Annotated in this window: 21 protein-coding genes and 4 pseudogenes; 9 read left to right on the forward strand and 16 right to left on the reverse strand. The window is 50.3% G+C overall.

Annotated elements, in window-relative coordinates; all coding sequences use genetic code 11:
* Together HZU72_RS23080 and HZU72_RS23085 are read left to right on the forward strand one after the other, a co-directional pair.
* Positions 1–412 (forward strand): HAD-IA family hydrolase (locus tag HZU72_RS23080; RefSeq protein ID WP_180096295.1); only part of this gene is annotated, 412 nt, incomplete at its 5' end.
* 255 nt (positions 413–667) lie between these two features.
* Positions 668–1,021, forward strand: a pseudogene (locus tag HZU72_RS23085) (IS5 family transposase); the annotation flags it as partial.
* Here HZU72_RS23085 and HZU72_RS23090 read toward each other — a convergent pair.
* From HZU72_RS23090 to HZU72_RS23100, 3 genes and pseudogenes are all read right to left on the reverse strand, one after another.
* A pseudogene (locus HZU72_RS23090) lies at positions 1,021–1,516 on the reverse strand (transposase); the annotation flags it as partial. The pseudogenes HZU72_RS23085 and HZU72_RS23090 sit on opposite strands and share 1 nt — an antisense overlap.
* Positions 1,517–1,552: 36 nt before the next feature.
* Positions 1,553–1,942, reverse strand: coding sequence for a COG3415 family protein (locus HZU72_RS23095; RefSeq protein WP_180096297.1), 390 nt, complete (start codon positions 1,940–1,942; stop codon positions 1,553–1,555).
* A gap of 41 nt (positions 1,943–1,983) precedes the next feature.
* Positions 1,984–2,484 (reverse strand): transposase, encoded by a 501-nt coding sequence (locus tag HZU72_RS23100; protein ID WP_180096298.1) that lies wholly within the window; start codon positions 2,482–2,484, stop codon positions 1,984–1,986.
* 76 nt (positions 2,485–2,560) lie between these two features.
* Between HZU72_RS23100 and HZU72_RS23105 the strand changes: the two are divergent.
* The 3 genes and pseudogenes from HZU72_RS23105 to HZU72_RS23110 all read left to right on the forward strand — a co-directional run.
* A pseudogene (locus HZU72_RS23105) lies at positions 2,561–3,136 on the forward strand (IS30 family transposase); the annotation flags it as partial.
* A gap of 1,421 nt (positions 3,137–4,557) precedes the next feature.
* Positions 4,558–4,689, forward strand: a complete 132-nt coding sequence (locus HZU72_RS24080) for a hypothetical protein (protein WP_268896522.1) — start codon at positions 4,558–4,560, stop codon at positions 4,687–4,689.
* 232 nt (positions 4,690–4,921) lie between these two features.
* A pseudogene (locus HZU72_RS23110) lies at positions 4,922–5,124 on the forward strand (transposase); the annotation flags it as partial.
* A gap of 199 nt (positions 5,125–5,323) precedes the next feature.
* On the opposite strand, the gene HZU72_RS23115 reads toward HZU72_RS23110, so the two are convergent.
* The 9 genes from HZU72_RS23115 to HZU72_RS23155 all read right to left on the reverse strand — a co-directional run bounded on the left by HZU72_RS23115 (position 5,324) and on the right by HZU72_RS23155 (position 12,739).
* A complete protein-coding gene (locus tag HZU72_RS23115) occupies positions 5,324–6,178 on the reverse strand; it encodes a hypothetical protein (protein WP_180096299.1) in 855 nt (284 codons plus the stop codon).
* Positions 6,179–6,338: 160 nt separating this feature from the next.
* Positions 6,339–6,614, reverse strand: a complete 276-nt coding sequence (locus HZU72_RS23120; protein WP_180096300.1) for an antitoxin Xre/MbcA/ParS toxin-binding domain-containing protein — start codon at positions 6,612–6,614, stop codon at positions 6,339–6,341.
* Positions 6,611–7,162 carry a type IV toxin-antitoxin system AbiEi family antitoxin gene (abiEi, locus tag HZU72_RS23125; RefSeq protein ID WP_180096301.1) on the reverse strand — a complete coding sequence of 184 codons (552 nt, stop codon included), beginning with the start codon at positions 7,160–7,162 and terminating at the stop codon, positions 6,611–6,613. Before abiEi ends, HZU72_RS23120 begins: the two co-directional genes overlap by 4 nt.
* Positions 7,163–7,526: 364 nt before the next feature.
* Positions 7,527–8,102, reverse strand: a complete 576-nt coding sequence (locus HZU72_RS23130) for a hypothetical protein (protein ID WP_180096307.1) — start codon at positions 8,100–8,102, stop codon at positions 7,527–7,529.
* A gap of 1,097 nt (positions 8,103–9,199) precedes the next feature.
* Entirely contained in the window at positions 9,200–9,418 is a 219-nt protein-coding gene (locus HZU72_RS23135; protein WP_180096302.1) for a hypothetical protein, read from the reverse strand.
* Between the two features lie 369 nt (positions 9,419–9,787).
* On the reverse strand, positions 9,788–10,372 hold the full coding sequence (locus HZU72_RS23140; RefSeq protein ID WP_180096303.1) for a hypothetical protein: 585 nt from the start codon (positions 10,370–10,372) through the stop codon (positions 9,788–9,790).
* Positions 10,373–10,751: 379 nt separating this feature from the next.
* Entirely contained in the window at positions 10,752–11,567 is an 816-nt protein-coding gene (locus tag HZU72_RS23145; RefSeq protein WP_044630691.1) for a hypothetical protein, read from the reverse strand.
* A gap of 15 nt (positions 11,568–11,582) precedes the next feature.
* The gene (locus tag HZU72_RS23150) at positions 11,583–12,317 is read right to left on the reverse strand and encodes a HupE/UreJ family protein (protein ID WP_152621797.1); all 735 of its coding nucleotides are present in this window, start codon (positions 12,315–12,317) and stop codon (positions 11,583–11,585) included.
* 53 nt (positions 12,318–12,370) lie between these two features.
* Positions 12,371–12,739, reverse strand: a complete 369-nt coding sequence (locus HZU72_RS23155; RefSeq protein WP_022522208.1) for a hypothetical protein — start codon at positions 12,737–12,739, stop codon at positions 12,371–12,373.
* Between the two features lie 133 nt (positions 12,740–12,872).
* On the opposite strand from HZU72_RS23155, the gene HZU72_RS23160 reads away from it, so the two are divergent.
* The gene (locus HZU72_RS23160; RefSeq protein ID WP_044630689.1) at positions 12,873–13,148 is read left to right on the forward strand and encodes a metal-sensing transcriptional repressor; all 276 of its coding nucleotides are present in this window, start codon (positions 12,873–12,875) and stop codon (positions 13,146–13,148) included.
* 34 nt (positions 13,149–13,182) lie between these two features.
* Complete coding sequence (locus HZU72_RS23165) at positions 13,183–14,553, forward strand: MFS transporter (protein ID WP_180096304.1); 1,371 nt, start codon at positions 13,183–13,185, stop codon at positions 14,551–14,553.
* Between the two features lie 351 nt (positions 14,554–14,904).
* Here the strand turns inward: HZU72_RS23165 and HZU72_RS23170 are convergent, their stop codons facing one another.
* The 3 genes from HZU72_RS23170 to HZU72_RS23175 form a co-directional block, all read right to left on the reverse strand.
* Positions 14,905–15,306 (reverse strand): DUF411 domain-containing protein, encoded by a 402-nt coding sequence (locus HZU72_RS23170; RefSeq protein ID WP_180096309.1) that lies wholly within the window; start codon positions 15,304–15,306, stop codon positions 14,905–14,907.
* Between the two features lie 118 nt (positions 15,307–15,424).
* A complete protein-coding gene (locus tag HZU72_RS24085) occupies positions 15,425–15,559 on the reverse strand; it encodes a hypothetical protein (RefSeq protein WP_008957443.1) in 135 nt (44 codons plus the stop codon).
* Positions 15,560–15,595: 36 nt separating this feature from the next.
* Positions 15,596–16,147 carry a hypothetical protein gene (locus HZU72_RS23175; RefSeq protein ID WP_008957444.1) on the reverse strand — a complete coding sequence of 184 codons (552 nt, stop codon included), beginning with the start codon at positions 16,145–16,147 and terminating at the stop codon, positions 15,596–15,598.
* Positions 16,148–16,509: 362 nt separating this feature from the next.
* On the opposite strand from HZU72_RS23175, the gene HZU72_RS23180 reads away from it, so the two are divergent.
* A complete protein-coding gene (locus HZU72_RS23180; RefSeq protein ID WP_008957445.1) occupies positions 16,510–16,881 on the forward strand; it encodes a copper resistance CopC family protein in 372 nt (123 codons plus the stop codon).
* A gap of 51 nt (positions 16,882–16,932) precedes the next feature.
* Positions 16,933–17,790: a CopD family protein gene (locus HZU72_RS23185; protein WP_208458209.1), complete on the forward strand. Its 858-nt coding sequence runs from the start codon at positions 16,933–16,935 to the stop codon at positions 17,788–17,790.
* Between the two features lie 149 nt (positions 17,791–17,939).
* On the opposite strand, the gene HZU72_RS23190 is transcribed toward HZU72_RS23185, so the two are convergent.
* On the reverse strand, positions 17,940–18,281 hold the full coding sequence (locus tag HZU72_RS23190) for a hypothetical protein (protein ID WP_231658664.1): 342 nt from the start codon (positions 18,279–18,281) through the stop codon (positions 17,940–17,942).
* Positions 18,282–18,828: the final 547 nt, after the last annotated feature.

Below are 18,828 nucleotides of genomic sequence, written 5' to 3' on the forward strand. Positions count from 1 at the left end.
TATACCCTGTGAGAAATCCGGGCTAGAGATTCTTGCCGCCCACCCCAAAGCGGTTGTTTCCAACGGGCCGGATCGAAAGATTCGCTGCGCCATGGAAAGTGCTGGCCTGGCACGGCACTTCGGCAACAACCTCTTCAGCGCCTATACTTTGGGTGTGTGGAAGCCCGATCCGAGACTCTACCTACAGGCGGCCGAGGCCATGGGCCAAGCACCCGAGCGCTGCATAGTGATCGACGATGCCACCGTCGGCGTTGTCGCCGGATTGGCCGCTGGCATGCAGGTGATTCACCTCAATCGCTTTCCCAAAGAAGAGGAGACACCCAATGGTGCCATCGTCATCCATCACGCCAGCGAGCTGCCCAAGGCAGTGGCTCAGCTCGCCGTAAAGGAGAGTGCTCTTCAGCCGCTTTGATATGCATAGCCATCCTGCTGTTTACAACAAAGATTTCGGCCCGTGCTTAATCGTGGCGCTGACTGGGATTTTTCTGGTAGCGACGTAAACGCACTCGGTATATCGCGGCATGGTTTTCAACCAAAGAGACCTCGCTCGAAAGCAAACCTCTAAAGATGAGTCGAGTGGCACTCGCTTAATGAGTGGCTATACCGCCGCTTTGTCTGAAAAGTCATAATTGCTATGCTCTCCCTATTGATTGAACGGGAGATTGTCATGACAGGCCGTTACGAGCTTTCTGACCAGCGCTGGCAGATGATTGAAGATATCGTTTCTCCTCCTCAGACCATGGGGCGCCCTCGTCGGGATGATCGCCAGATGCTTAATGGCGTCCTGTGGATTCTCTGCTCGGGTGCCCAATGGCGCGATCTACCGGAACGTTACGGACCATGGAAAACGGTGTCTCAGCGTTTTCGTCAATGGCGTGATGACGGCACCTTCGACCGGGTTCTGACACGCCTACACCTTCGCCTTCGAGAAGACGGCTTGATGGATCTCGATACATGGATGGTGGATTCAACCACCATCAGGGCAACACGATCTGCCAGCGGTGCTGGTAAAAAGGTGGGCTGGCGCTTAGCCCTTTCGTAAACCGCTTTGCGGTGCTCAAGACGTTCTCGATCGACACCTCGATGCCGATCAGCGGGCGTCACGTACCGAATGCCACTATGCAAGTGCTGTTCGTTGTAGGCTCGTTCGAACGTCAGCATCCAGTCACGTACCGCGCTCAGCGATGCAAAGCCCTTTGTGGGCCACGCTGGACAAATATTTGACGTTACGGAACAGCGCTTCCGAATAAGGGTTGTCATTGCTCACTCTCGGTCGGCTGTAAGACATCAATATCCCTAACTCTGTTAACCTCGCTTTCAGCGTATAAGACGTCATCGGCGCGCCGTTATCCGAGTGCAACACCGGGGGCTGATGCCAGCATCCTTCTCTCAATAAGGCGCGTTCCAGCAGTTGTTTCGCCAAATCACCTGATTCCGCATCATGGACTTCCCAAGCGATGATTTTGCGGCTGTAGATATCCATGATCAGATAGAGATACCAGTGCTGACCACTCACAACGGAAGAACAAAAACTAATGTCCCAACTCCAGACTTAGTTCGGCCCGGTGGCCGTGAAGCTAGTCGGCTCAGGTACTTGGCGGCGTGGTTTCATTCGCCCTCGGTGGTGCTGCTGTTGGTGCTTTTTCAGCACCCGGTAGAACGACGACTCGGACGCCAAGTAGGCCCCTTGATCTGCCAGTAACGGCACGATCTGAGACGGTGGCAGGCTCTGATACTCGGGGCGATTACAGGCGCTCAAAATGGCCCGTTCCTCCTCGTGAGTCAGTTGATGCGACTGACTGCCTTGTACCGCATGTGGGCGCTGATCCTCAACCACCGCGCCACAGCCAGAACGCCAGCGTTTCAGCGTGCGCTCGCTCACGTCTATCATCGCCGCTGCTTTATAACGGGAAGCGCCTTCCGTTACCGCCTCATCAAACAACGTAATGAGCCTTGCACTCTCCTCAAGCGGCGTCAGTCGTCCTAGCCGCTGTGCGGGTCTTCGCTGTACAAGGCGCCGAGCTGTTTTGAGAGCACCAGTAACGATGTCGTTTCCGCTAAGGCTCTGTCTTTGCGGCGTACTTCTGCTTTGAGCTGTTTGATCGTTTTACGGTCTTCTTTACGCTGTTTTTGTGCCGTTTTGGCTTGGCCTTCTTGTTGGCCAGCGCCTTGGAGACAAGCGGCTTTCCACTGCTGGATTTGCTCGGGATAAAGGCCTTTTTCGCGGCAGTAAGCACCAAGCTCTGTTTCTGACAGGGTGGCGGTTTCGATGACCACGGCAAGCTTGGCGTCAGGCGACCACTCGTTGTCGCTTTGGGTGTAACCCGGCACAGGCACTCCTTTTTCTCGACACTGTTTTAACCAACTATACAGCGTCGCGTCAGAGATGCCTTCTTCAGTGGCGACAGATACCACACTACGATTATGGGGTGGCAACAACTTTTTCAGTACGGCGGCTTTACGCTCTTTAGAATAACGTGGCACACGTGCTCCATACCGCTCCCTCTGGATTAGATTAAGGCGATATATCGCCAACCGGACAACAAGGCTGACAGAGGGGGAAGGTAAAACCACACGCAAGCCTCGCCGTGGCGAAGTGGATCGACCTGGACAGATTCCTGACATGGTCAGCATTCACTTACGTCCGCTCGAGGTCAGTAAGCGTGAAATGCCCGGCCACTGGGAAGGCGATCTGATCAAAGGTAAGAATAACGCGTCCGCGGTAGGCACCTTGGTAGAGCTTAGCAGTAGCTATCTGATCCTCGCAAAAATGGACGACGCCACCGCCAACGTAGCAGACTTTAGTGCTGCTCTGAACCGAATGCCGACCACCGCTCGAAAAAGCATGACCTATGATCAGGGGCGTGAAATGGCACAACATGCAAAAATTACTCAAGAAACCGGCGTTGCGATTTACTTTTGCGATCCCCATAGCCCCTGGCAACGTGGGGCCAGTGAGAATATCAATGGCCTTATCCGTCAAACGGACCTTTCAGTACATAGCCAGGAAGAGCTGGACGCCATTGCCTTTGAGTTGAATATGCGACCTCGAAAACGCTTTGGGTTTAAATGTCCGATAGAAGTGATGAGCAAGCTGATGGCCAAATACCATGAAAGTCCATCAACCATCCAGTGAGTGTGTTGCACTCAGAGTCTGCATCCGCCGGCATTAAATGCAGTTATTGTTTAACAAACCTACAATGCGATACCCAATCGATAACCTTTTAACTATAAAGACCACCTCATCTGTAGTTAATCGACTAAAAAACTAACAAAACATAAACCTCCGCCATCAATAAGCTATATTCTTGTTAAATACAAACAACTTCGGCCAATAAAATCTAGCTAATGAAACGAAAAAAAATAATGCTAATGTGCGACACCTACTTTTAAACTGCAATTATTCGCTTGAAGCATTGGGTTATTGAAATAGAACAGTACCACAACAGAAAAATACGCCAAGCTATAAACCAAAAAGTGATAAAATTTATTTAAACCAATTGCAAACACTACTTTTTATAACAGTAATAATATTGATATTAGTTGAACCAACACGACCCAATTTCTCAACCCCGCTTATTAAGCTATGAATTCAGGGTTAAAGTTTTTAATCAAGGAATCAATTTTCAAGCACCAACCCTGGGCGTGCCAGGCAAATGCGACGGTACACCCTCCGCCATTATTCCTTGCTTGCTACGAACGCCCCGAGGGAGCCCGTCGTACACATAAACCGGTACGTGGTTGTCATCACGCTCCCCCTTTCTGGCCCATTTTTCCTGGTAGATACAAGATCCGACCGTCCGCTTTTTGCCCTAACCACACTGGTTAATTTTGAAATGAGATAGTTTTTGAAGATAGATAGTCCTGATACAGAATAGGGTTATCTAGGCAGGAACTCCAAATTATCTGGCGCAGCAGCTGTCCCTGCTGCAACCATGACACCAAAAATTGCCCGATAATGACTAACGGTGACCGCCGATAGCTAAATTTGACTGACAATGACTCATTTTGACCGACAAAGACTAACTTTGACCGACAATGACTAACTTTGACCGACGATGACTAACTTTGACTGACGATGACTAACGGTGACCGACAATGACCGACAATGACCGACAATGACCGACAATGACCGACAATGACCTACGTTGACTGACATTGACCGACAATGACCGACAATGACTAACTTTGACCAACAATGACTGACTTTGACCGACAATGACTGACTTTGACCGACAATGACTAACTTTGACCGACTTTGACTGACGATGACTAACGGTGACCGGGTGACCGGGTGACCGGGTGACCGGGTGACCGGGTGACCGGATGACCGGATGACCGGATGACCAATGTTGATCGACATTAACTGACGTTAACCGACGACGACTAATGGTGACCGAGTGACCTATTTAGATCTTTATTGACCTGCATTAATTGGAATAATTAACGCTTTATCGTGTATCCCTTTTACTAAATAAAACACTGAGCGAACAATAAAGGTGAATGCCATTCCATACTCAGCGTATTGTGATAACGACCAACAAAGGTATACGTCGAATGACCCAAAAGAAATCATTAATACAAACACATGCAAATAATAAAAGAAAAGTTGAATGGTTTATTTTAACAGAAGGATTGAGCCTTAAAGATGCCTACAGCAATATATTCGTTGAAAAAAACTCCCAATGAGATGACGACGTTTCGCAAGATTAACGAAAAGATCCTTTCCTTAGCACATCAGAAAAGGAAGGCTTTCAAAGTCAATAGCACCATCGCTTCATCTAGGCATCCCTTATTTAGCTTCACGCACCGCGCAGTTGATCCTGAATTCAGAGATTTAAACAGCTTCTTCATAATCCAACTCATGGGCGCTGCTTAATCTTAAGTTCTCGTGTAATGTTGGAGTCAGATATCTCTAACGATAGTAGAGTGGATGTCGCACCGTGTGCATCTGGTTTACCTATCGGCCTACTCGCCGGAACTGAATCTGATTGAGATACTGTGGCGTTAGATGAAGTACGCATGGCTGCCGTTGAGTGCTTATCTTTCGTTTGATCACCTCTGTGAAGAGGCACACCGGCTGTTGGGTAGCTATGAGCTGATCACGCGATTAATTTTGAATAAGCACTTAATGCTAACTCATTACTTAGCATGACAGTGGTTGCTTGGAGCCGCGAAGCAAACCGAATGGCATGACTCCAAGCGCCAACGGGGCCCGGTCAATAGAAGATGCCAACACAGCCGAGGATATTCTTACCCAACTTCTACATTTTTGTCCTAGCTTGAGCCAAGCAACCCAATCAAGACCAACTATAGTTATTTTCTAACAATCAGCCAAAAAGCCATCGTCTACTAGCCACGCAGGCTCGGGAATCACGGCCGATTGCTCCATTTGCTGTACTAATGTAGGCGCCCCAGAGGCAGGCACTAGCGCTAGCTGCAGCAGCTGTTGTTTAGCCGCCGTAATGGCCTGACTGCTTGGAAACCCCGGCATACGCCACCGAAACCATTCATCGGTCTGGCGAGATAACGTCATCAGCAGTGCACGGGTAGGACCTGAGTTGTAGGCGAGCTGATGGGCTAACAGCGCCGGTAGTGATGTCCAAGGAGCAAGATTAGCGATAGCATTTAATAGGGCCATCATTTGCAATGGCGTTAAGTCTCGCGCACGTAGCAACCGTGGCAAATAGCGTGCAACGCCTGCCTGGCCATTCGGTAGTGACATTTGTGCCCACTCCCCTTGGCCATACAGCGCGACGAGTACGTCCGTCGCTAACTCCACTAAGGCGGGTAAGCCTTGCTCCACGGTTGCTACACGTAAGAGGTGAACTAAACCGTCACGTTTTTGTGCTTCTTTTAATAGGGTTTTGCGATACGCACTAGCATCAGGACTGTGGGGCATACACAACGCCCAAAGGTGTAAATCTGCACTGAACCCTTCTTCAACACGATCCTCAGGCAGCTGCCAGATCCAACGCTGATCAGCACGTTGATAGTCTTGGTGAGTTAACGATAGGCGTTTGCGCTTGCGTGCACTCAAGCGCTGCCAGCCACTTAAAGAGCGTCGGCACTGCCAGAGCGCGTTGAGCGCTATGCCTTGTTTGGCCAAACGTAACAGCGTACTTAATGTGTAAAACACGCCATGAGGAGTGTGGCGCTGCGCAAGCACGTTTAACATGATGTATTGTTTCGTATGGACACATTTTGTGCAGCAAATAGCGGCCAAGAGCGTGCTTGCTAGGGTTACAACCATGCGCTTGTCAAAGAATAGCGAGGTGATGTGTAAACGCCTCTGCCCATTCTTATAATCAGATCCAGCACCTGCTGCGCATCCTCCTCTATGATGCCAATGGGACGCGCCAATCCAGACCCATTGCTTCACTGTGCAACCACAGGTCCGCTGCTGTTTGATCCCCACCAAACAGCTCGACAGCTACACTCCAAATTACATTAGTAATTTGCTGCTTTGGTTCATCAGCGCTACGCATATCTTCATCACCACTTGCAAGTTCTTGTGAAGCCGTAAATTTTATGAGCCTCGACGGTATAGGATTTGTCTTTGCTTCTCCTTCGTTGCTATGCATAGGATTAAAAAAGGCTCCTGGCGAAATCATAGCTTGGCAAAATCCTGGCCATGGATCACCTCCACATCGACTAAATACGTATTTCGCCCCACACGTTTGAGATCCGACCAGGCAGCTTCAGGCGTCGCCATTTTGAGCGGCCGTCCAATATCACGCATGCGCACTAGCAGCTCAATGATGGGTCTACTCGTATGAGTGAACTCAATGGTGCCATAAGGAGTGCGGTGAGTACCTTTACGCCCAGTTGTCATAATAGTGAGGCGATCGACAGGGATTTGTGAGATGGCCCCATACTCTGACAGGGCTGACTCCAGCGACACGTAGCTGTACTCCCCACGGCGCATGGCCCGAGCGATTCGCTCTAGCCGATATGGGTCGGGAGTACGCGTAAGGGCGTAGCAATAGATGCCTCGAGCAACGCCTTCAAGAACACCATGCCTACGCAGTCGGTTGATCCCTTCCTGAAGGGTTTTCGGTTTGTCTTCATGAAAGATCTTTGCCAAGTCACTTAGCGTGAATACGCTTCGCCCTAACTTGTCCCAGCCGTCTAGTCGCTGCCGAGCGGTCATCTGATTCATAAATGTACACCTAAACTATGTATCTATAGTCTAGGTGTACACTAAATTGCTCACAAAAACTGACCAAGATTTCTTAATTACTAACATGCAGCGGTTCATCTATACGAGTCATTGGGTACACCCCCTACCTCCTGGGACTTCTGAAGGAACGGTCGTCGAGCGTAAGGAAAAAGACCGTATTGTATTCCTTCAGATATCGGCCAATAGCAGACATTCAGCGCAACTGAAATAACAGGTAATACAGCCACAACGTAACCGTTAATTGCAGTTTTAATCTAGGCCTAAATCTCAGTCGTTCACTAGGCTACTCGCCCTCTATCTCCGATCTTGGCCTGCTCAGCCTCAGCCATGCTACCAAACTGAATTAATACCTATACACCAAGTGATCATAATTACCATTAGTAAATGCAGCTTCAACACCAAACAAGCCTCCAATTTCTTTTAATGCAAAGTGAACGTCTCGTTGAATCCTCTGCATGCTTCTTTCAGAGAAATCGTGCTGGAATTTAGCTGCAAAACTGAACCCTATATAAACTACCGGATCCTTATAATGGACAAGATAGTTTCGCATATCAAAAAGATCTTGAATGCTAGCTCTCCAACTTGAGTCCCCATAAGGCAATCGAGAGTTTTTGTACAATTTTTTTAGCTTGGCTATTGTGCTTCCATAGCTTTTCTCATCCTCTTCTTTGGCTATTGGGTGAGCATGCCACACCAAATTTACAAATGCCTCAAATGAAATAGCCCAGCCAAGAATAGCTTCAATACAGAGTGCTATAGTTTCATCATCTTCAAACCCTGGACCTTTAAAGGAATAAGGCTTACCAGTCTCTGGCACGGAATCAGGAACCTCAACCATCCTCTTCTTAGCTTCATCAAAACTATTGTTTGCTCTCCGTAGCATGAGTTGCTCAACATTGAGCCTGTATCCATATGTCATATATTTCACTGCGCTTCAAAGGTTCATTAAGCTGCCTTTTATCGGCCGAAAGCAGGCGTTGTTCATAGCCTAATCTAAACATAGTCGATCGTTAAGCCGATACTGGCAATGCGATAGACCAATCAAACCAAAGCTCCTCGGAACTATCAGAAAGACCGATCCAGTTTACCTGGACATCTTTCGCGGCAGAGCTCGCATTCGCCTGGGCCAGTTGGGCATTGAAAACGGATTCCGCTAGTACTCCTGGCGTGAACGCAAAGTGCTCCAAAAGTGTAATGGTTGCTCGTCCATGACGGTGGAAACTTTACTTCATATAGAAGTTCACACGTTCTCAATGTTGATCGGTACCTAAAGAGTCCTTCCGGGCAAACAAGAAATTCGTTAAATGTCAGCTTCCCGAGTGGAACCTCAAGAGTCGGCAGCTTGAAGCCCTGCTTCGGGCTCTCGTTAGTGATGGCAAAGGCCACTGAGCGAGCAGCCCCATCCAAATAAAATTCGACCTGCGCTAAGGCGTCCCCAAAATTATATTGCCATATCTCCTCGCACTGCCGGTGCGGCGGACCTAGTGATGCCACCACGAACTCTTTGGAAACCCCAGGGCCTATGTGCTCGAAAAAATTCCGTGGAGCCCTCTTACCATTGATTCTATGGGGAACGAGTCGCCCGTAAAGATACTTGACTCCCGCTAAGAAAGCGGATCCACCCAATCGAGTTACTAGTGTTTCAAATATCACAAGCGCCAATATCCTTTGGTCTGACGATAATCTTAGGCCGGTAGGCTCCAACGACCGATGCTGCAGCCGTCTCATCAGCATAGCCTGAAGCTCCTCCATTCGGTCAGGAGCAGACGTTTAGCTAGAGCTGATTTATAGAGAGTGTACACAGCTAGGCAAGCAACTGTGTAAGCAGTAAGCATATTAAATTGACCCAGTCGCCTCAAATATTGCGACCGTAAATAGGCATTGTTTTGCGAGCTTACAAGTCAAGCTGAAACGGTAATCCTGGCAAGCATCGCACTCTATATAAAAAGAAGAACTCGCTGCGTATTGGTTTCAACACTTTCAGCAATTATATTCATACAAATGATATGAAATTATTTAATCTGTCCAGTCTGTGCATCTTGCAGTATATTGCCCTTGAGCTCCGCCACCATAACATAGCTTTGTTTTACCTGTTTTAGTGTCAACCACCCAAATACCGACTCCGCTACCATTCGAAACGGCTACGTATCTTTCACTGTTTTCATCCGCAATTGCAGCTGTATGGATAAAAAAACATAAAGCAGCAAAAGCTAAGCAAAACGTTAATTTTTTCATTGTAATCTCCTTCGATTTATAGATTATGCCCAAAATTTGTTATTGCTTGTGACTAATTTCTAGTGCAGCGAGCAACTTTTAACGTAAGTTAAAATCCGATTCAAAGATGCCGTTTACTAGATTTTTCATCAAAACACCTGAATTTTTATAACCATTTGAGAGACATAGCGATAGAAATTAATCAACTGTTCAAGATACCTTTTGCTTATTTGCATATAACTTAACTTAATCCGTATGCCGTGAGCGAAGCTTCCGTTTGCTCAGGGTCGCATTTGGCCAGAATGCGGAAATTAAGCACCCTCCGACATAAACAAATCACCCTATCTCACAGAGCATGCGCCTGTAGCGTACTTCTAATGTATGGACATGCTATGTGGTTTCTTTCCATTCAACTCTACGAACAGAAAACTCTATTATTTTCTCTTTAGGTTGTTGGGCGATCCCGGCGACGCAAAAGTAAATACTCAATTTGCCAAATGGTTTTTTATCCAACCTATCAGCATTAAACCTTTTGAAAATTATACGAACAATGGTTGAGTTTCGCGATGGAATGAATAGCGGTAGCGCGTCATCATCGCTACTGAGCTGTTGCTCTCCACCCCAACCCATTGTAGGTATTGAATAAACGTTAAAAGGATTTTCAGGTTTTCGATGTTTCTTTATGAAGATAGAACCACTGCCAGGATCTTTTATCGAAATGGTTTCAATGTATAGCCCGTGCATGCCAGGATTATCAAAAACTACAACTAGTTCATGATTCGAAGTAGTAGTTCGAGTATCTAATACCGAAATAATTAAAGGATCATCAGGCTTGAAGGAACTTTTTAACTCTTTTCTTATATCATATACATACTTCCCTCCCGAAACTAAAGCGGTAGCAGGTAATGCAATTTCGATAAAGCCTGCGGGGCTATATTGATCATCATTTTGTTCGATATTTTCATTTTCAGTCATGAGTTAACTCCTTAATTAAGCCAAGGGTTTAAGAATATCACCTATAGCGATAAAAAAAGAAAAGTGATTAGGTTGCCTAATCCTACGACCGGATGAACGCACAGGCTGCTCTTCGTAGAATGCCGTAGTTTGGGACTCTAACTTTGTATGTTTTTCTCAGCATAGAACAAAGTACTTCATTCGGCCAGAAGCGGTCTTTTAGATATTTCGCATATACGCCTAAATGGTTTTGCTAACTGAGCTATTGCATCATCTCATGCGCTTGAAGATGATTTTTATATCAAGTGGTATATCAATAAACCAATACAGCTATAAATACTTAATGACACTGGTTCGAAGAAAACCTCTAGCACTCAAGAGAGCGCTAGAGGCTAATCTGTTAAAGGGCCTTAACTAACTCCCCGTATTCGCCACCCACACGCAAGACAATGATCACATCGTTGTCATTGCGGTTACGGAAGAACCAGCCATGGTTGCCAGTGAAAGCGGCTTCTAGCTCACCTTCATCTTCGGGCACGCCACGGCCTTTTTCGTAGCTAATGGAGTTCCCATTGCCATCACCGTGTGTGTCAAAGTTGACAGGGCCACCTTCGGATACCCAGGCAAAGGTAGCAACCGCCCCTTCTTGCATGGTGAGTTTGTACTCCGTGCCTTCTCCTGGCGTCAGGGTAAAGCTCACCTCATCGCTCCACGGGGACGCTTCTTCCGCTTGCGCCGTCTGTGAAGCAGCTTCCTCCGTCGCTAATGCCTCCGCCAGTGCCATGCTGGCATCGGTCATCACCCTGTCAGAATCTTCGAGTGAAGGTGCTACGGGATCACTCGCTGAGGCTGAATTGGCTGTTTGGGGAGCTATCTCTGCCTCGGACGTCGCAGTCTGAGCATCAGCATCGTTTACCGGCGCAGACTGGCGATCACTGACGATTCCTTGAGATGCCGAGGGTTGAGACGCCTGTTGGGCCATGGCTTGATCGTTGGCTTGGTCGAGTTCGGCTTCCTCAGCCAACTGGGTCTTGATTTCGCCCATCTCAGTCAGCCCCAACAAGCGCCCAGCACCGGTGGGGTCAATGGCATACTCGGCAGGTAACACGACGGTGATCAGCAAAGCGACAGCAATAACGGCGGCCATCAGCGTAGAGCGAAGTAACTTACCCGTTGACGGTAGTTCGGCACGGGTTGGAAGATCAGTGTTATACATTAGGGACTCCCTCAATTAGGCAATGAAATAGCCGGTGAGTTGATAACCCACCAGTATAAAACCAGCACACATCATGGCGACGTTGGCGGTATACGCGTGGCGTAAGAAGCCCGTCGTGCGTCGCCAGAAGCCCATCACAATGAGAATGGCGCTCAACGCTAGTAGCTGGCCGATCTCGACGCCTACGTTGAATGCCAGGAGATTAGGGACGAGACCATCAGGCGAGATATCGTATTCAATGATCTTGCTCGACAGGCCAAAGCCGTGAAACAGACCGAACACCAGTGTGGCGACCTTGGTGTTGGGCTGAAAGCCGAACCAGCGCTGATACGCCCCGATGTTATCGAGCGCCTTGTAGACAACGGAGAGTCCGATGATGGCGTCAATTAGGTAGCTATTGATGCCGATATTGAAGTACACCCCTAACAGCATCGTCGTCGAGTGACCGATGGCAAAGAGGCTGACGTAAATGGCGATATGCTGCATTCGGTAGAGGAAGAAGATGACCCCTAGCAAAAACAGGATGTGGTCATACCCCGTCACCATGTGCTTGGCACCGAGATAGATGAACGAGATCAGGTGAACGCCATAGATCTCCTGGATATACCCTTTGTCGCCTTCAGCAACGGCGTGGGCAAGGGCTTCACCACTGGCTCCCAGGAGCATCACCAGCAGTGTGAAAAGGGTCAGCGCGTGGCGTCGGGCCAAAACAGGCAAGCCGAACGCACCCCCTAGTTGGGATGGAAACATAAAACCTCCACGGGTTTGTCATTAAGTGTTGGCCGTCCAGTGGACGGCCCCAGTCATCCAGCGATGACCGGCCGTGGAGGACGCTCCAAGCGGTAGACACGACGCAGCGGTAGGCCGCTGCGTTCGCCTAGCCGCAGGGCGTCGCGGAAGTTCGGCTCGACGGCAATGCCCGTCCCAGGCCGATCCGCTTTTTCGTGAAAGTGACTGCCACTCTCATTATGGAGGTGGCGACTATCTTCGTGCTCGTGGCCATGGGTATGCCCATGGCCCTTCTGCACATTCTCATGGAGAGACAACTCAACGCTAACCATGCTCGCCGCCCCATGCGCACGCGCCTCACCCACACTGGTGATTACCAGGCTAGGCAGGAACAGCAACAGAAAGGTCAGATAGCCAAGGCGGTGGCGCAGCCGATTGAGCATGTAGAGCAACCAGGATAAAAGTAAAAATCATAAAAATAGATAACCGTCTGCCTTGAACCATAGCGTTGGCAGAATAACGGCGATAGATTACCATCCCCTCCGGGGGGATAGGAATATAATAAGGGAAAAGAAAATGACAATGCATACTCACCAATCACATCCCGATATCATCAAGCGCCTGAACCGCGCTCGGGGGCACCTTTCGAGCGTAACCCAGATGGTAGAGGATGGACGCCACTGCCTGGACATCGCTCAACAACTCCATGCAGTAGAAAAAGCCATTCAACAAGCTAAACGCACTTTAGTCCTGGATCACATCGACCACTGCATGGACGAAGCACTAGGTACTCAGAATCAAACGCAACGGGCGCGGGCTGAAGAGTTCAAGACGATTGCACGCTACCTGTAAGTACTTTTAGGCTCCCCTCATTTGAGGAAGTTCTATGCTCGATGTACTCGCCCACCGCATCTACCGCCATCTCTTTTTAGCTCAGGTCATTGCACTGATCGGCACTGGCCTGACCACGGTTGCGCTGGCGTTACTGGCTCACGATCTTGCTGAAGGTCAGGCAGGTGTTGTGCTAGGCACGGCGCTGGCGATCAAGATGGTCGCTTACGTGGGCATTTCCCCTCTGGTCGGCGCTTATGCATCACGCCTGCCTCGGCGCACCTTGCTGGTTAGTCTGGACTTGATGCGTGCAGCCGTGGTTTGTGCACTGCCTTTTGTTACCGAAGTGTGGCAGATCTATGTGCTGATCTTTCTACTCAATGCTTGTTCAGCTGGCTTTACGCCCGTTTTCCAGGCGACGATACCTGACATTCTCGAAGACGAGGAGAAGTACACACGTGCATTATCCCTGTCACGTCTCGCCTATGATTTAGAGAACCTTCTTAGCCCGATGGTGGCGGCGGCACTGCTAATAGTGATGGGTTTTGATGTTCTGTTTGTAATCAATGCTCTGGCCTTCGTTATCTCTGCCGCCCTGGTTATATCGGTGATCCTGCCTGCGTCTCACCCCCTAGAGGAAGCCCCCGGCGTCTGGCGTCGCGTTACTCATGGTATGCGGATTTACCTGAAGACGCCCCGGTTGCGCGGGCTACTGGCGTTGAACCTGGCTGTTTCAGCCGCCGGGACCATGCAGATCGTCAACACGGTGGTACTCGTACGCTCGGTGTTGAATTTGGGCGAGAAAGAAGTCGCACTGGCCTTTGCCGCCGCAGGCGGGGGCTCCATGCTAATAGCCTTACTGCTGCCCAAGGTGCTGGAACGGGTGTCCGAGCGGCCAGTCATGCTGCTGGGTGGCGTTATGATGGCACTCAGCCTCTACCTGGGCTGGCTGGGCCCATCGTTTGCGGGGCTTGTCGGGCTATGGTTACTGCTGGGCGCTGGGGCCTCGTTGGTCATGACCCCCACCGGGCGCCTGCTCAAACGTTCATGCCAGCCGGAGGAGCGTCCAGCGCTGTTTGCTGCCCAGTTCTCGTTGTCACACAGCTGTTGGCTAGTCACCTATCCGTTGGCAGGCTGGCTGGGAGTGAACCTGGGACTGACGGGTACGTTCGCTTTGCTGGGAACGGTGGCCCTGGCGGCAACGGGGCTCGCGGCCCTTATCTGGCACGCACATGACCCGATGGCTCTTGAGCACGAGCACGCTGCCCAAAGTCACACCCACCTGCACTACCACGATGAACATCATCAGCACGAACATGAGGGATGGGAGGGGCCGGAACCTCATCGCCATTCCCACCATCATTCCCCAGGCTCACATGGGCACGTCTTTGTTATCGATGACCACCATTCCCATTGGCCATCGTAAAACGAGTAAGGACGCGGGCTTGGGAAATAAACGTGGGATGCGAACTGCCAATCTTACTAACGCGGGTATACAACATGCTCACCTTTTATTAAGGCGTAATATTAATAGGAGGTTTTTGCGCAAAGTAAGCTTTAACAGGCTTGCTAGTGTGGCAATGTGTAGGTGTAAAGAAAACGACGCAATCTTATTTTTAGCTTACCGTAACGAATCGACCCGTAACGCACTAGCAAAGTAAATCCTAAGTTTAATACAGCGCTTTCGTTTTAGTAATGTATGACTTGAATGCGCCTGCTGTACTACAAGAGTCCGTTAGAACGGCGTGCAGACAGCAGGCGAGCTTTTATCACCCTACTAAAGGGTCATAAATGGCTCATCTTCCTGGCCTGTAAACGTGTACACATTGTAAGGGCTTTCTTGTGGCCCCGGCATACCCGGTGTGCCAATGGGCATACCCGCCAAACCGATACCGTCAATATCGGGTTGTTCCTCAAACAGCGCCTGCACGGCTTCCATTGGAACGTGGCCTTCGATCCAATACTCGCCCATCTCAATGGTATGGCATGAACCCAGGCCATAGGGCACGCCTGCCTGCTGCTTAATATCACCCAGCTCTACATCGTCAATAATCGTCACTTCTACGCCGAGCTCTTCAAGATGGCGTGCATAAGCGTCACAGCAGCCGCACTGGGGGTTTTTATACAATGTTGCCTCTGGCGGTAACGCCGCCTGGGCGGAGACCGCCCCAAGCAGCATGGAACNTTTATACAATGTTGCCTCTGGCGGTAACGCCGCCTGGGCGGAGACCGCCCCAAGCAGCATGGAACCAGAGAGTAAAAGCTTGGTGCTCATATGTTGCATTATTTTCAACTCCTTAGCGTGAACGACTGAAGAGGTACTTGGCCAGCGAAGCGATCGCCAAGCCAATTAATAACAGCATGGCCAGGGGCATCAACCAGCCTAGCCACCCCATTGACCCCATAAAAGCAAAACATTCCGCGTTCATCATGCCATCACTCCTAAAAAAAGAGGCAATCGCCAAGGCTTATTGCGGGCCATGGTGGCTGGGCATGCTTCCTCTCATCTGTTCACGCTGCTCATCGGTCAGTAAGTCCTGCATCTGATTATGCATGCGCACGTTATCAGCCATCATATCGCCATGAAGGTTGGCCATTTGAGCATGCAGCGCCTTTATTTCCTCTGGTTCAGGGCGTTCAGTCTGCATGGTTTGCATCATGTCGTCGCGCAGGTTCATCAATTCGCCCATCCGCTCAAGCTGGGCCGCGCGGTGTTCTTGGCGCATCTCACGCATGGTACTCATCTGCTGCTCGTCGAGCATACCGCCAATGCCGGACATACTCCCCATGCCTTCCATCATTGGACAAGGCATCATCCCGCTTTGCCCTCCCATCATCATTCCTGGGTACATGCCTTCTTGACTGCCCATCATCATGCCCGAACCCATACCGACTTGGCCGTCCATCATATTGCCCTGACCTTGGGCGCCTTGGCTCATACCTTGAGCGAAGATGGCGCTGCTGGGGACACTGAGGCTTGCAGCCAGACCAATGGCAAAGATCATCTTGTGCTTAACCATGATATTTCCTCTTATCATGTTGCTGGTCGAGACATCGCCTTATCCATTAAAAATGGAAGAAGGCGGAGTTAGCTTTCGTTATAAGCCTACAACCTATAGGTGGCCCAAAGGTAAAGGAGAAACCGATCCCAATACCTAAGTGTTGTCACAGATCATTTTTTCCGCCATTTTCAGCCCTGTTTCAGGTCGGTTGGCACGTTATAACACCGACTCATTTCCATGAAGAAAAGCACGACGCCATGCGCCTTGTTCGCCAAACAGGGCAGATGAACGATGTAAGAAGGCTCAGCCGAATCAGTTTTAGCGCCTCCGCGATGAAGTAACGGCATCCATTCAACCCTAAAAATATATAAGGATACGGTATGCAAAAGAAGACGAGTTCGCTCCCTATCATTCACGCTACCTTAGCAACGCTGTTGCTGTCGCTAGCAATCCCAGTGCTGGCCCATGAAGGGGGCGCAAGCACTTCGCCTAAGGATGGCGTCACCATTCAGGATTCCCCAGCAGAGATTGGCATCGAGTTTGGTGGCATGATGCGCATCACCCAGTTTGAAGTGACAGGCCCAAACGGCCCCGTTCCTCTTGATGGTCAGCCAGGCAGTGAACAGGTCGAACGCTACGTCGTGAAGCCCGGTGAAATTCTTTCGGCTGGGGACTACCAGGTGCACTGGCGCGGCCTATCGGATGACGGACACATGATGTCCGACGGTTTTAACTTCTCGGTCGAGCCCTGACCCGTGGCTTGGTGGTTCTCCGTAAATAGCCTCGATGTCTGGACCGTCGCGATGATTCTCGTGGCGGCCGGGATTTACCTTAGCGCCCTAGTCGCGACGGGGGCCGTGTTGTTTCGTCTAGCGTTTCCCCGGCTCCCTGATCACGACCGGAGGCGCGTCGCCCGCATGGGTGTCCTTTCTGCCTGGGCGGGGGTCATCCTGATTCTGTTCCAGTGGTCTTTAGAAGCTGGTTACCTTGGAGGCGGCAATATAGCGGCTGCAACCAACCCAATGTTGCTCGGGATCGTGTTCGATGGCGCGTCCGGGGGTCGACTAATACTGGTGGTAGCTGGTTTGCTGCTGGTCCAGGCGATTCAGCTTAATAACTTAGCGTTCTCGAAAACAGCCAACAGCTTGAGCCTAGTAGGCGTTTTATTGGTGATGCTGGCATTCGTGCAGGTGGGGCATACAGTAAACACCCCACGCCTCGTTCTGGCTGTCTTGCTGATCGTTCACCTGATGGCGGCAGCATTCTGGGTAGCCTCGCTGTGGCCGCTGTTCCACTTAGTGGGGCAACATTACAACCACGGCAATACCGCCCGCATTCTGACCCGTTTCGGGCAACTCGCCATGGGCGGAGTTGGCGTGTTGGTACTGGCGGGCGTCACTTTGGCCACGCTGCTAACAGACGGTCTCACACCCCTGCTCACCACGGCATATGGACAGTTCTTGATCGGCAAAGTATTGATTGTCGCGGTGCTGCTGTTATTTGCTGCCGCGAACAAGTGGCGGCTTGTACCTGCCTTTGAGAGCGGCGATGCAACAGCCCCACGACGTTTGCAGCGCAGTATTGCGCTGGAGGTGGTGCTGGTCGTGGTTATCCTGCTGATCACGGCGGTGCTGACAAGGGTGACATCACCGAATGGGTGACCGTCAGGACAACCACCTTAGGTAGTTAAGAACCTAGCTTAATAGCTATAAGCAACGCTATCCGGAAGGCAAGGCCGATGCCATCCGCGCGCGACAAGAGATGCACACCCGCCACGTGGCCGTGGTGGTTCGTGGCATCTTGATGTGGTTCAGAAATTGTAGCCCAGACCAATCGTATAAGCCCAGATACCGTCCTCCTGAAACGCATCGGTGGCATCGTCGGTATCGCTGAACAGGAACTGATACTCAGCGCGAGCGAGGAAATAGGCCTTGGGCAGAACATAGTATTTCATACCCGTTTCCCGTCCCGCGAAGGCGCTGTCTTTGACGCCGTCTCCATAGATACCACCGAGGCTAGCACCGACGAAGGGCCGCGCACGACCATCAAGGAACTGATGGGTTAGGTAACCACGGGTTGAGCCGTTCCAGAAACCATCTGTGACGCCCGCCTTCGCCTTCGACATCGGCGTAATTGACGCTTTGCCGAACACCGGCAACCATGTTATCCCTCAGATACCAACCAAGATCAACAGTCTCACGCCGAAGTTTCCGCTATTAAAATTCCGATCGTTACTGCCAGTTCCAGAGATCGAAAACTCACGGACACCCCCTTGTGGGCCGTACTCTGAGTTTTGGGCGGATGCTGCCCTAGGCAGAACAGCGAGAAGACAAAAAGCCATTGCTGCAGTGTTGACTCTATTCATGAGGAGACCCTTCCTGACATTATTAGGATTGTATTTCCATAATGCACTATTCGTTATCTAGCGCGGATAGTAACGCGACCGATACCTTGGCGATCAAACGACACGGACCCGCACCATCATGTTCAGGGTCTGACATCACACGATCTGTGCGTTAGCACACACGTATATGATGGAATCTGAAAAACTGGCTACCGGATTGAGGATATGTGCTTCACCACAGCCGATCGACTCACCATCGGCATTATGCTCGGCTACATCGTATCCGGACTGATCATTCTTAGGCATCAGTTCCCGGCTGCCTTGCTAAGTGAATCCGCATAAGTTATGGTGTATA

Source organism: Vreelandella sedimenti (assembly GCF_013416325.1).
Taxonomy (GTDB): domain Bacteria; phylum Pseudomonadota; class Gammaproteobacteria; order Pseudomonadales; family Halomonadaceae; genus Vreelandella; species Vreelandella sedimenti.